Source organism: Lentzea sp. CC55 (genome assembly GCF_021056325.1).
Taxonomy (GTDB): Bacteria; Actinomycetota; Actinomycetes; order Mycobacteriales; family Pseudonocardiaceae; genus Lentzea; species Lentzea jiangxiensis.
The window spans coordinates 426,653-438,170 of record NZ_JAJCXE010000054.1 but is presented as its reverse complement, the minus strand read 5'-3'; the positions used below and the strand labels follow the sequence as shown (position 1 = coordinate 438,170).

General features: G+C 71.1%; 13 protein-coding genes. 6 read left to right on the top strand and 7 right to left on the bottom strand.

Annotation, left to right across the window (positions count from 1 at the left end; all coding sequences use genetic code 11):
• The first annotated feature begins 2 nt into the window (after nucleotides 1-2).
• Nucleotides 3-830, top strand: a complete 828-nt coding sequence (locus tag L6E10_RS34835; RefSeq protein ID WP_236224402.1) for a M55 family metallopeptidase — start codon at nucleotides 3-5, stop codon at nucleotides 828-830.
• 55 nt (nucleotides 831-885) lie between these two features.
• Nucleotides 886-2,172: a M20/M25/M40 family metallo-hydrolase gene (locus L6E10_RS34830; protein WP_236224401.1), complete on the top strand. Its 1,287-nt coding sequence runs from the start codon at nucleotides 886-888 to the stop codon at nucleotides 2,170-2,172.
• Nucleotides 2,173-2,197: 25 nt separating this feature from the next.
• Here the strand turns inward: L6E10_RS34830 and L6E10_RS34825 are convergent, their stop codons facing one another.
• From L6E10_RS34825 to L6E10_RS34815, 3 genes are all read right to left on the bottom strand, one after another.
• Nucleotides 2,198-2,773, bottom strand: a complete 576-nt coding sequence (locus tag L6E10_RS34825) for a pyridoxamine 5'-phosphate oxidase family protein (RefSeq protein WP_236224400.1) — start codon at nucleotides 2,771-2,773, stop codon at nucleotides 2,198-2,200.
• A gap of 82 nt (nucleotides 2,774-2,855) precedes the next feature.
• A complete protein-coding gene (locus L6E10_RS34820) occupies nucleotides 2,856-3,434 on the bottom strand; it encodes a DinB family protein (RefSeq protein WP_236224399.1) in 579 nt (192 codons plus the stop codon).
• Nucleotides 3,435-3,439: 5 nt separating this feature from the next.
• The gene (locus L6E10_RS34815) at nucleotides 3,440-3,637 is read right to left on the bottom strand and encodes a hypothetical protein (protein WP_236224398.1); all 198 of its coding nucleotides are present in this window, start codon (nucleotides 3,635-3,637) and stop codon (nucleotides 3,440-3,442) included.
• A gap of 104 nt (nucleotides 3,638-3,741) precedes the next feature.
• Here L6E10_RS34815 and L6E10_RS34810 point away from each other — a divergent pair, with 104 nt between their 5' ends.
• On the top strand, nucleotides 3,742-5,400 hold the full coding sequence (locus L6E10_RS34810; RefSeq protein ID WP_236224397.1) for a M14 family metallopeptidase: 1,659 nt from the start codon (nucleotides 3,742-3,744) through the stop codon (nucleotides 5,398-5,400).
• A 10-nt stretch (nucleotides 5,401-5,410) separates the two neighbouring features.
• Here the strand turns inward: L6E10_RS34810 and L6E10_RS34805 are convergent, their stop codons facing one another.
• Nucleotides 5,411-6,622: an FAD-dependent monooxygenase gene (locus tag L6E10_RS34805; RefSeq protein ID WP_236224396.1), complete on the bottom strand. Its 1,212-nt coding sequence runs from the start codon at nucleotides 6,620-6,622 to the stop codon at nucleotides 5,411-5,413.
• Nucleotides 6,623-6,708: 86 nt separating this feature from the next.
• Here L6E10_RS34805 and L6E10_RS34800 point away from each other — a divergent pair, with 86 nt between their 5' ends.
• Nucleotides 6,709-7,248: a TetR/AcrR family transcriptional regulator gene (locus L6E10_RS34800; RefSeq protein ID WP_236224395.1), complete on the top strand. Its 540-nt coding sequence runs from the start codon at nucleotides 6,709-6,711 to the stop codon at nucleotides 7,246-7,248.
• Between the two features lie 250 nt (nucleotides 7,249-7,498).
• Nucleotides 7,499-8,263 carry an alpha/beta fold hydrolase gene (locus L6E10_RS34795; RefSeq protein WP_236224394.1) on the top strand — a complete coding sequence of 255 codons (765 nt, stop codon included), beginning with the start codon at nucleotides 7,499-7,501 and terminating at the stop codon, nucleotides 8,261-8,263.
• A 259-nt stretch (nucleotides 8,264-8,522) separates the two neighbouring features.
• Here the strand turns inward: L6E10_RS34795 and L6E10_RS34790 are convergent, their stop codons facing one another.
• Both L6E10_RS34790 and L6E10_RS34785 read right to left on the bottom strand, forming a co-directional pair.
• A complete protein-coding gene (locus L6E10_RS34790; RefSeq protein WP_236224393.1) occupies nucleotides 8,523-9,311 on the bottom strand; it encodes a pentapeptide repeat-containing protein in 789 nt (262 codons plus the stop codon).
• An 11-nt stretch (nucleotides 9,312-9,322) separates the two neighbouring features.
• Nucleotides 9,323-9,733 (bottom strand): winged helix-turn-helix domain-containing protein, encoded by a 411-nt coding sequence (locus L6E10_RS34785; protein ID WP_236224392.1) that lies wholly within the window; start codon nucleotides 9,731-9,733, stop codon nucleotides 9,323-9,325.
• A 48-nt stretch (nucleotides 9,734-9,781) separates the two neighbouring features.
• On the opposite strand from L6E10_RS34785, the gene def reads away from it, so the two are divergent.
• A complete protein-coding gene (gene def, locus L6E10_RS34780; protein ID WP_236224391.1) occupies nucleotides 9,782-10,360 on the top strand; it encodes a peptide deformylase in 579 nt (192 codons plus the stop codon).
• Here def and L6E10_RS34775 read toward each other — a convergent pair.
• Nucleotides 10,300-11,442, bottom strand: a complete 1,143-nt coding sequence (locus tag L6E10_RS34775) for a hypothetical protein (RefSeq protein WP_236224390.1) — start codon at nucleotides 11,440-11,442, stop codon at nucleotides 10,300-10,302. The two genes, def and L6E10_RS34775, sit on opposite strands and share 61 nt — an antisense overlap.
• Between the last annotated feature and the right edge of the window lie 76 nt (nucleotides 11,443-11,518).

Sequence of the window (11,518 nt, the reverse complement as noted above, 5' to 3'; positions counted from 1 at the left end):
ATGTGCGGATCATGATCTCGGCGGACATGGAAGGCGCAACCGGAGTCACCTGGAGCGGGGACGTCGTGCCCGGCACCGAGCAGTGGCAACGGTTCCGGCGCCTGTTCACGGGCGACGTCAACGCCTGCGTCACCGGCCTCGTCGCGGCCGGAGCGGACCAGGTGCTCGTCAACGAGGCCCACTCCTCGCAGCGCAACCTGCTGCTCGAGGACCTCCACCCCTCGGCGCGGCTGCTCACCGGGCGGCACAAACCGCTGTCGATGATGCAGGGCGTCGACTCCGATGTGGACGGTGTGGTGTTCCTCGGCTACCACACCGGCGCGGGCTCACCGGGCGTGCTCGCCCACACCTACCTGGAGAACTCGATCACCGGCGTGTGGCTCGACGGCGTCCTGGCCTCCGAAGGCCGCCTCAACGCCGCCCTCGCCGCCGAGCACGGCGTCCCGGTGCTGCTCGTGACCGGTGACGACCTCACGTGCGCCGACGCCGCCTCCTACGCGCCGTCCGCTCTCGGCGTGGCGGTCAAGCAGTGCGTGTCGCGGTACGCGGCCGTGTGCCTTCCCCCAGCCGTGTCGTCTGCACAGATCACACAGGCGGCCTCGGCGGCGATGGCCTCGGCAGGGCGGGGCGACGCGGTGGTGGCGCCGCACCGCATCGAGGTCGAGTTCGACGCCACCCACCTCGCGGAGGCGGCGGCGGTCGTGCCGACCGTGGAGCTGACCGGGGTGCGGCGGGTCGGGTTCGACGCGGCGTCGATGACCGAGGCGATGAAGGCGTTCAAGGTGGTCACCCACATCGCGGGCGCGGCCGTGGAGGACCTCTACGGCTGACCGCCCCGCGGGGCCGTGCCGATTCCACGCGACCGCGCCGGTTACGGTGGCGACCATGACGCTGGACGTGGCGCAGCTGTGCGCGCAGCTCATCCGGTTCGACACGACCAACCGCGGCGGCGGCGAGGCCGCCGGGGAACGCGAGGCCGCCGAGCACGTGGCCGCGGTCCTGCACGACAGCGGCGTGCCGCCGACACTGCTCGAACCGGCGCCGCGCCGCACCAACGTGCTGGCCCGCGTCCCGGGCACCGACCCGTCGCTGCCCGCCGTGCTCGTGCAGGCGCACCTCGACGTCGTGCCCGCCGACCCCGCCGAGTGGAGCTTCGACCCGTTCGCCGGCGAGATCCGCGACGGGTTCGTCCACGGCCGCGGTGCCGTGGACATGAAGGACATGGCCGCGATGACGCTCGCGGTGATCCACCGCTGGCACGTCGAGGGGCGCAGGCCGCGCCGCGACGTCGTGCTGGCGTTCGTCGCCGACGAGGAGGACCAGGGCGCCTACGGGGCGCACTGGCTCGTCGAGCACCACGCCGCCCACTTCGCCGGCGTGCAGGCGGCCATCAGCGAGTCCGGGGCGTTCTCCTACGACGTCGACGGCGTGCGGCTGTACCCGATCGGCACGGCCGAGCGCGGCACCTCGCACATGAAGCTCACCGCCACCGGACGCGCCGGGCACGGCTCGCGCCGCAACGACTCCAACGCCGTCACCGCCCTGGTCACCGCGCTGGCCCGCATCGCAGCGCACGAACACCCCGTGCGCCTGACCCCGACGGCCGAGGCGTTCCTCGTGGGCGCCGGCAAAGCGCTGGGCGTCGAGGTCGACCTCGACGACGTCGACGGCACCATCGCCCGCCTCGGCCCGGCCGCGAAACTCGTCGAGAACACCGTGCGCTGCTCGACCACGCCGACCATGCTGCAGGCCGGCTACAAGGTCAACGTCATCCCCGGCAGCGCCACCGCCCAACTCGACGTGCGCACCCTGCCCGGCACCGTCGACGAGCTCGTCGCCACCATCGACGCGCTGCTGCCCGACGGCGTCACCCGCGAGTTCCTCGAGCACCAGCCGCCGGTCGAGGCCCCGATCGACACGCCCTGGTTCACCGCCATGGCCGAGGCCCTGCGCGACGAGGACCCCGGCGCCACCGTCGTGCCGTACTGCCTGGGCGGCGGCACCGACGCCAAGGCGTTCAGCAGGCTCGGCATCCACTGCTACGGCTTCTCACCGCTGCAGCTGCCCGCCGGCTACGACTACCGCGCCATGGCCCACGGCGTCGACGAACGCGTCCCCGTCGCGGGCCTGGAGTTCGGCGCACGGGTGCTGGACCGCTTCCTGTCGCGCTGACCGCGCGGCGCTCTCGGCGAGCCGGTCAGCGCGGCGGCAACGGCAGCGGCACCCCCGGCAACCCGTCGATGCTCGCGATGTTGTAGGGCTTGTTGTTGGTGTAGTCGCGGAACTCGTCGTCGCTCTTGCGGCCGAAGTAGTCCTTGTGCAGTTCCCGCTCGGACCTGTAGTCCATGAACGGCACCGCGAACCCACACGTGTCGCTGATCAGCTCCGCGCGCACCACGACCACCGCCCGCAACGCCGGGCCGTCCGCCTCGCCGAAGCCCGCGACGAGCTCGGCGAAGCGCGGGTCGTCGCGGAACACCGGCTCACCGCGGCCGTGGATCCGCACGATGTTCGGCGGCCCCTCGAACGCGCACCACATCAGCGTGATGCGCCCGTTCTCGCGCAGGTGCGCGATCGTCTCGGCGTGACTGCCGCCGAAGTCCAGGTAGGCCACCGTGCGGTCGTCGAGGATCCGCAACGTGCCCTGCCGGCCCTTGGGCGAGAGGTTGACGTGCCCGTCACCCGCCAGCGGAGCGCTCGCCACGAAGAACACCTTCTGGTTCTCGATGAACTCCCACAGCCGCGGCTCGATCCGCTCGTATTCCTTGCCCATGCCCCGCAGTATCGATCGCCGCGCGAACCCTGTCAGCCACCTTCCCAGGAGGTGAACCCGCTCCGGAGCACCTCCCGGCCGGTCACACCATGCCGGCGGCCTTGCGCGCCTCCCGCTCCACCCGGTCCCGGTGCGCCCGCCAGTCCTGCTCGGGCAGGTTCGAGTTTCCGGCCCGCAACCCGGCCATCCCGTCGAGTCCCTCGCGCAGGACGTCCGCGTGCCCGGCGTGCCGGTTCACCTCGGCGATCTGGTGCACCAGCAGCAGGTGCAGCGTCACGTACTTGCGCTCCTCGGGCCACCACGGCACCACCCCCGGCGCGTCCAGGGGCAGCTCCTCGATGCTCGTGTCCGCGAACGCCGTCGCCCGAGCGAACAACCCCAGCACGTCCTCCCGCGACTCCTCCGCCGTGGCGAACATGTCCGAGTTCGGATCGGCATCGACGTCGAAGGGCAGCTCCTCGGGGAACGGGCGGCCCAGGCAGTCGCCGAAGTAGCCCGCCTCCACACCCGCCAAGTGCTTCACCAGCCCCAGCAGGTTCGTGCCGGTCGGCGTCAGCGGCCGGCGCACGTCGTACTCCGACACGCCGTCCAGCTTCCACAGCAACGACTCGCGGGCGACCTTCAGGTAGCGGTGCAGGTCGGCTTTCACATCCTGGGCCATGCCGCTCACCCTGGCAGAGCGCGGCCGCGGGCGGCGGCGATTCGCCCGAGACGGGCGTGGTGCCGAACGTCCCGGACGGCACCGGCGGTCATGAGCACCAGCAGGTCCAGGTGGTCGACCACCGGCCCGGACTCCACCGCGACCACCCCGGTCCCCGCGCCCGCGTCCAGCACCGTGCGGTCCGGCAAGAGGTACGGCGTCATCCCACCAGGCAACCCCATACGGATGGCGGGATGACAGTGGGGCTTCACACGGACTAAACATCGGGGAGCCATGTCCCTGCCGTGGTACGAAAGGGTTGCCCTGCATGCGAAAGACCCATCTCAGACCCCTGATCGGGGTAACCGTCGCCGCGAGCGTCGTGTTCGCCATGGGAGGCGTGCCCACCGGCGCGGCCCCCGGTGCCGGGGAAACGTCGACCAACTACCAGGTCGGCAACGTGCGCACCGTGGAACAGCGCACCAAGCTCGCCAAGTCCGGCGCCGCGATCGACTCGATCGAGGAGCACGGCATCGTCGTGATCACCGCGACCGAGCGCGAGGTCAAGAGCCTGCGGGCCCAGGGCTTCGAGGTCACCGAGCTGCCCAAGCGGCTGGAGGCGAACTCGGAGGTCGGCCCGTTCGACTTCCCCGCCGCGGACTCGAACTACCACAACTACGCCGAGATGACGGCGGTGATCAACAACGCCGTCGCCGCCTACCCGGACATCATCTCCAAGCAGGTCATCGGCAAGTCCTACGAGAACCGGGACATCGTCGCGCTCAAGATCAGCGACAACGTCGGCGTCGACGAGAACGAGCCGGAAGTGCTGTTCACGCACCACCAGCACGCCCGTGAGCACCTCACCGTCGAGATGGCGCTGTACCTGGTCAACCAGTTCACGACCCAGTACGCGAGCGACGCCCGCATCAAGGGCCTCGTCGACACCCGCGAGATCTGGATCATCCCGGACGTCAACCCCGACGGCGGCGAGTACGACATCGCGACCGGCACCTACCGGTCGTGGCGCAAGAACCGGCAGCCCAACGCCGGCTCCAGCAACGTCGGCACCGACCTCAACCGCAACTGGGGCTACAAGTGGGGCTGCTGCGGCGGTTCCAGTGGCAGCACCGGCAGTGACACCTACCGCGGGCCGAGCGCGGAGTCCGCGCCCGAGGTGAAGGTCGTCGCCGACTTCGTGCGCGGCCGCAACGTCGGTGGCAAGCAGCAGATCAGCGCGTCCATCGACTTCCACACCTACAGCGAGCTCATCCTGTGGCCGTGGGGCTGGACCTACGACGACGTCGCACCGGGCCTGACCCAGGACCAGCGCGACACGTTCGCCACCATCGGCCAGCAGATGGCCGCGACCAACAACTACACGCCCGAGCAGTCCAGCGACCTCTACATCACCGACGGGTCCATCCCCGACTGGCTGTGGGGCACGCAGGGCATCTTCGCCTACACCTTCGAGATGTACCCCGGCAGCGCCGGCGGTGGCGGCTTCTACCCGCCCGACGAGGTGATCCCGGCGCAGACCTCCCGCAACAAGGAGGCCGTGCTGCAGCTGCTCGAGCGCGCCGACTGCCCCTACGAGGCCATCGGCAAGGAAGCGCAGTACTGCGGCACCACGCCGCCGCCCACCGGCAAGTACTTCGAGAACGCCGCGGACTTCCAGATCCGCGACAACACCACGGTCAACTCCCCGATCGCGGTGGCCGAGGTGGCCGGCAACGCCCCGTCGACCCTCAAGGTCGCCGTGGACATCAAGCACACCTACCAGGGCGACCTGAAGGTGGACCTGGTGGCGCCGGACGGCACCGTCTACGTCCTGCACAACCGCAGCGGCGGCGGCACCGACAACATCAACACCGCCTACACCGTCAACGCCTCCAGCGAGGTCGCCAACGGCACCTGGCAGCTGAGGGTGAACGACAACGCCGCCCAGGACACCGGGTTCCTCGACAAGTGGAGCCTGCAGTTCTGACCGGCTGAGGTCAGGGCGCCGCAGTCGCGGCGCCCTGACCCGCGTAGTCCCGCACCCGCACCGAGTCGTACACGCGCACGCCACCGGAGCTCAGCTTGGCCAGCGGCCGCGCCAGCCACGACGGCAGCGACGTGAACACCTGCATCCCGCGCGTCAGCCCCCACACACCGGTGCGGGTCGCTGGGATGAGCGTCTTGGCCATCCCCAGCGCGAACGTCCGGCTGGCGTGTACGAGGTCGCGCATCCCGTCCTCGTACCGCGCGAACGCCGCCCCGTGGTCCGCGCCCGAGGCCAGCTCGCCCGCCAGCACGTAGGCGCCCACCACGGCGAGGCTCGTGCTGCCGCCGATCGCCGCGCCGGGGCAGTAGGCCGCGTCGCCGACCAGCGCGACCCGTCCGCGTGACCAGGTGTCGCCCCGCAGCTGCGTGATCGAGTCGAAGTAGAAGGGCCTGTCACCGTCGAGGTGGCCCATCCAGGCGTCCACCTCCGGGTGCAGCCCCGCGAACGCCTCGCGCAGCAACTGCTTCTGCCGCGCCACGTCCCGGTGGTGGTAGGACAGCTCCCCGGAGCGGAACAGGAACACCGCCCGCGCGTCGTCGAGGTGCCGCGCCCCGTACACCGCGGCACTGCGGCCCGGTCCCAGGTGGCCGGTCATCTCGCCGGGCCTGCCCGCCTCCCGCGGCACCGACAGCACCGCCAGGTAGGCGCCCACGAACGTCTTCGCGACCTCACCGAACACCAGCCGCCGGACGTTCGAGTGCAGCCCGTCGGCGCCGATCACCAGGTCGAACCGCCGCGGCGCGCCCACCTCGAACGCCACCTCGCCCCCGGCGCCGATCGACGTGATCGAGTCGCCGAACACGTACTCCACGTCCGCGCGCGTGGCGTCGTGGTAGATCTCGCTCAGGTCGTCGCGCATGACCTCGACGTGCCGGTCCGCCGCGGCCGCGAAGATCTTCGTGACGTCACCGGTGACCGGCTTGCGCGTGCCCTCGCGCAGCACGGAGATGCGTTCGGTGCCTGTCGCCAGCGCCTCGATGCGCGGCAGCACGCCCATCTTCTCCGAAACGGCCATCGCCGGCGTGAACAGGTCGACCGCGTGCCCGCCGGTCTTGCGCAGCACCGGCGACCGTTCGACCACCGTCACCTCGTGCCCGTACCGCGTGAGCCAGTAGGCCACCACCGGTCCCGCGACGCTGGCCCCGGAAACGAGTATGCGCACGTCACACCCCCTTACTTAACGGTCGGTAAGTCCCCTGGGTCGACTGTAGCACCGCGACTTACCGACCGTTAAGTAGGATTCGGGCCGTGGCACGACAGTCCGACACCAAGCAGCGGATCATGCAGACCGCGAGGGAGCTGTTCGCGCGCCAGGGCGTGCAGCAGACCAGCCTGCAGGAGATCGCCGACCGCCTGGGCATCACCAAGCCCGCGCTGTACTACCACTTCACCTCACGCGAGGACCTCGTGCGCAGCATCGTCACGCCGCTGCTCGACGACGGCGAGAAGTTCCTCTCGCGCATGGAACAGCGCTCCGACGTGACACCGCGGGAGATCGTCGAGGGCTTCTTCGACTTCCACCACCGCCACCGCAAGGACATGTTGCTGCTGCTCACCGAGATGACGACGCTCGCGGAGCTCGGCCTGATCGACGTCGTGCTCGCCTGGCGCGGCCGGCTGACGCGCATCGTGTTCGGACCGGACGCGCCCCTGTGGCAGCAGACCCGCGCGGTGCTGGCGTTCGGCGGCCTGCAGGACTGCACCATGCAGTTCCCCGACGCGCCCTTCGACGAACTGAAGGCGGCGGCGGTCGAAGCCGCGTGTGCCGCCCTGGGCACCGACTCGTAGCGCCCCGGGCTCCACGGGCCATCATGATCCGCACCACACCAAGATCAACGGGCCGTGCCGGGAGGCCGGGGAACACCGGTCACCCGGCATGTTCCGGTCCCGGGGAAAGTTACTGCGGCAGCGCGATTCCCGGCACCCCGGACACCTCTAGGATCTCGCGCACCAGATGAGAAACGGCTCTCGAAAAGCGGGCTCCGCCCCCGTGGCCGCGGGGTAGGGTCCCGGACACCACACCACCGCCGGGAGAGACATGCGCGCCGTCGAGATCAGACCTGGGGTCCGGATCCGCTGGGTCGAGGTGCCGGGCGCGACGCCCGCCCGCGTCTACCTGCACGGCCTGGGCGCGTCGTCGGCGCCCTACTACGCCGAGGCAGTCGCGCACCCCCTGCTCGCCGGCCGCCGCAGCCTCATGATGGACATGCTCGGCTTCGGCATCAGCGACCGCCCCAGCGGCTTCGCCTACTCGCTCGAGGGCCACGCCGACGCCCTCGCCGTGGCGCTGGCCAAGATCGGACTGCGCCGCTGCGAGATCATCGGCCACAGCATGGGCGGCGCCGTCGCCATCGTCCTGGCCGCACGCCACCCCGAAATGGTGCGTTCCCTCGTGCTCGTCGACCCCCACGTCGACCCCGCCACACCCTCGCTCGGCGCCCCCGGCAGCCGGGGCATCGCCGCCTACAGCGAGGCCGACTTCCTCAGCCACGGCTACGACCGCGTACTGCGCGACGTCGGCCCGCACTGGGCCGCCACCATGCGCATGGCCGGCCGCGAAGCCCTCTACCGCAGCGCCGTCGACCTCGTGCGCGGCACCTCGCCGACGATGCGCAAGCTGTTGCTGGAACTGGACATCCCGCGCGTGTTCCTGCACCCCGAGGACGCGCCCCCCAGCGGAGGACGCGAACTCGCGGGCGCCGGCGTCCAGATCGTCTCCGTGCCGAACGCCGGCCACAACATCATGATCGACAACGTCGAGGGCTTCGCCCGCGCGGTCGCCCAGCAGCGCCTGTCGGTCTAGCCGAGGACCCACTTCACGGCACGCGACGGTCCGTACGACCAGCCGGCCCCGAAGGTCCCAGTGGCGACCGCGTTCGGACGGTGCCAGGTCAGCGTCCCGGCACCGTCCAGCGCACCGCGTGACTGGACCCGCCTATGGCGTGACCCACCACCTCGCCGAGCCGGTTGACGCCGTGGCCACTGGTCGCGCCCCCGCCGGTGAGGCGCGACAGGGGCGCGCAACCCGCGCACGCCATCCTCGACGGGGGCGGGGGAAGGGATCAGCGGCGCTTGGCCGGTCGCGCCGTCCAGTGCGCGGGCCGCGTCAACGAGGCGGGCAGCTTCGTCCTCGCGTCCCCGCGCGCCGCGTTGACCTGCGGCTGGGTCAGGAACAGGCACGTGCTCAGGTCCGCGCCCGACAACTCCGCACCCCGCAGGTCGGCGCCGATCATGTCCGCCCGTGACAGGTCGGAGCCCGTGAGGTCCGCGCCGATCAGGTACGCACCGCGGAAGTCGGCGTTGCTCAGGTTCTTGTTGCGCAGCCGTGCGCCGATCAGGTCCGCGCCCCGGTACGACTTGGCGCTGGTCCGCAGGCGTTCGCTGGTGCGCAGCAGCAGGACGTTGACCTTGGCCCGGATCTCCGCGACGTCGAGCGCCAGGATGTCGTCCGGCGAGGCGACCGTGTGCCGCTCCACCTCGGCGTAGGCGGTGACGAGGTCGTCGTGCGGGTCGAGGCGGCGGGCCTCGGCGAGGTAGAACAGCAGCTCGTGCAGCTGCCGGACCACGGGGAACACCGCGAACATCCGCTGCCGCTCGCCGGTGCGCCAGTCGTTGCCCCGGAACACCGTCTGCGAGACCTTCTGACCGGCGCCGAAGCAGTCGTAGACCGTGCAGCCGGGGTAGCCCTTCTGCCGCAACCGGTCGTGGATGCCGCAGCGGTGGTCGGCCAGCAGGTTGCGGCACGGTGTGCCCGCGTCTTTGGAAGCCGCGAAATCGGCTGACTTCGCGAACGGCAGCGCGACGCAGCACAACCCGAAGCACTGGGCGCAGTCGCCCTTCAGCTCGTCCATCGCCGATCAGCCTACTTCGCCCTCGCGCGGCTCTCGCCGTGCAGGCGGACCTCGGCGGTCACGGCCACCGCACCCTCCGGACGCGTCCCGCGGTCGCGGTAGCGGAACAGCAGCCGCTGGATCGACGCGGCGATCTCCGCCCTCTCCTCGGGTGTCACGTGGATGAGCGCGCTGAACGACTCCTCGGTCACCGCCGGTTCGTCGGTCTCCCACCGCAGCCGCCACGGACGCGCCTTGCCGCCCCGGTGCGGCGCCTCCTCGATCAACCCCAGCTCGGCGAGCCGCCGCAGGTGGAACGAGCACAGGCCGGAACTCTCGCCGAGCCGCGCGGCCGCCTGGGTCGAGGTGAGCGTGCCGTGCTCGGCGAGCAGATCGAGCAGGGCGACGCGAACGGGGTGGTCGGGCAGCGGGCGACGGGGCATGATCACCACCCTACCCGTTGCTTTGCAAAACCTGCTACTTTGCAAAGCATGTCTTCCCGAGGTACCCCGCTCCGCATCACCGTCGTGGGCGAGGAGGTCCTGCACCGCCGCTGCCGCGAGGTCACCGAGTTCGGCACGCCCGAGCTCTCCCGCCTCATCGACGACATGGTCGCCACCAACCACGTCGCCGAGGGCGCCGCCATCGCCGCGAACCAGGTCGGCGTCGACCTGCAGCTGTTCGTGTGGGACATGACCGACGAGTGGGGCGTCCACCACACCGGCCACATCCTCAACCCGGTGCTCGACGACCTGCCCGCCGACCGCCGCCGCCTACTCGAAGAGCCGGAGGGGTGCCTGTCGGTGCCCGGCCCGTACCGCGTGGTCGCCCGCCCCGACCGCGCCGTCGTGCGGGGCCTCGACAAGAACGGCACCCCGATCGTCGTCGAGGGCAGGGGCTACTTCGCCCGCTGCCTGCAACACGAGACCGACCACCTGCACGGCCGCCTCTACCTCGACCGCCTCACCCAGCGCGAACGCAAGTCGGTGCTGCGCGAGATGGCCGCCGTTCAGGACGAGGTCTTCGCCCGCCGAGCCGCTCGCAATTCCTCCGCGGCCTCGTCGAGCTGACGTTCCGCGCGCTCGGCACGCGTCAACGTCTGAGCGCGCGCGTCCTCGACGACCGCGAGCGTTTGCCGTACCGCGGCGACCTGGTCGGCGCCTTCCTGCCTGACCTGCGCCAGCCGCGCCTCGAACTCCCCTCGCGACCGCTCCAACTCGGCGCGCGCGTCGGCGGCGGCCTGCTCGGCCCGTTCCGCCCGCACCACCGCCTGGTCGCGCGCCTTCGCGGCCCGGCTCACGGTCTCCGCCGCCTCGGCCCGAGCCCGTTCGGTGGCTTCGGCCGCCTGGGCGACCTCACTGCGTGCCCGCTCCGTGCTCTCGTGGGCCTCGGCTCGCACCCGTTCGACCTCGGCACGGGCTTCCGCCCGTGCTCGCTCGACCTCGGCCTGCGCCTCGGCACGGGCCTGTTCGATCTCCTTGGCGGCCTGCCGCCGGGCCTGCTCGGCGTGCTTCACCGCGTCCGCCTTCGCCTGCTCGGCCTCGGCCCGGAGCTCCTCGACCAGCGCCGCCGCCTGCGCCCTGACCTCGGCGATCTCCGCCTCGGCCCGTTCCCCGGCGGCCCGCGCTGCCTGCAGAGCCTCGTCCCGTTCGGTCACCGCGGTGGCCACGGCGTCATCGGCCTCTTCCGCCGCGCGCACCGCCTGCTCCGTGGTCTCCTCGGCCACCTTGCGCGCCTGTTCGGCCTCACGCCGGCGCCGTTCCGCTGACGCCACCTCGGCCTGGGCCTCCGCCACCTTCCTCGCCGCCTCCGCCTCAGCGGCCTGGACCATGCTCTCGGCCACGCTCGGGTCCGCCATCGCGTTCAGCTCGCCGACGGCCCTCCCGAGCGTCTGCGTCATCTGCTCGGACAGCACCCGGAACCGGTCGAGGAGCTCTTCAGCCCTGATTTTGGCGGTACCGGAGACCCTGGGGAGATTCGTCACGGTGACGACCTCCAGGTTTTGCTCGGGCGCTTCCGCCAGCCGCTGCCGCTCCCTCCACGCGCGCCACCGGGTGTGCTCGGGCAGGTCGCAGTACTCCGACGGCCTGCCGGGGCCTCCACCTCGGATAACAGGGCGTTCACAGCCGGGGAAGTTGCAGCTCGTCTCCACGGCGATATCGTAGCAGAATTACGTGCGCAATAACGTTAACCAACGCAACGCTACTCAATAAGGCGGGGAAACCTGG

Excerpts from the sequence above, each read along its gene's own strand:
- L6E10_RS34810 (WP_236224397.1), top strand. The coding sequence starts at position 3,742 with ATGCGAAAGACCCATCTCAGACCCCTGATCGGGGTAACCGTCGCCGCG.
- L6E10_RS34790 (WP_236224393.1), bottom strand. The coding sequence starts at position 9,311 with ATGGACGAGCTGAAGGGCGACTGCGCCCAGTGCTTCGGGTTGTGCTGC.
- L6E10_RS34795 (WP_236224394.1), top strand. The coding sequence starts at position 7,499 with ATGCGCGCCGTCGAGATCAGACCTGGGGTCCGGATCCGCTGGGTCGAG.
- def (WP_236224391.1), top strand. The coding sequence starts at position 9,782 with ATGTCTTCCCGAGGTACCCCGCTCCGCATCACCGTCGTGGGCGAGGAG.
- L6E10_RS34820 (WP_236224399.1), bottom strand. The coding sequence starts at position 3,434 with ATGGCCCAGGATGTGAAAGCCGACCTGCACCGCTACCTGAAGGTCGCC.
- L6E10_RS34830 (WP_236224401.1), top strand. The coding sequence starts at position 886 with ATGACGCTGGACGTGGCGCAGCTGTGCGCGCAGCTCATCCGGTTCGAC.
- L6E10_RS34785 (WP_236224392.1), bottom strand. The coding sequence starts at position 9,733 with ATGCCCCGTCGCCCGCTGCCCGACCACCCCGTTCGCGTCGCCCTGCTC.
- L6E10_RS34825 (WP_236224400.1), bottom strand. The coding sequence starts at position 2,773 with ATGGGCAAGGAATACGAGCGGATCGAGCCGCGGCTGTGGGAGTTCATC.
- L6E10_RS34815 (WP_236224398.1), bottom strand. The coding sequence starts at position 3,637 with ATGACGCCGTACCTCTTGCCGGACCGCACGGTGCTGGACGCGGGCGCG.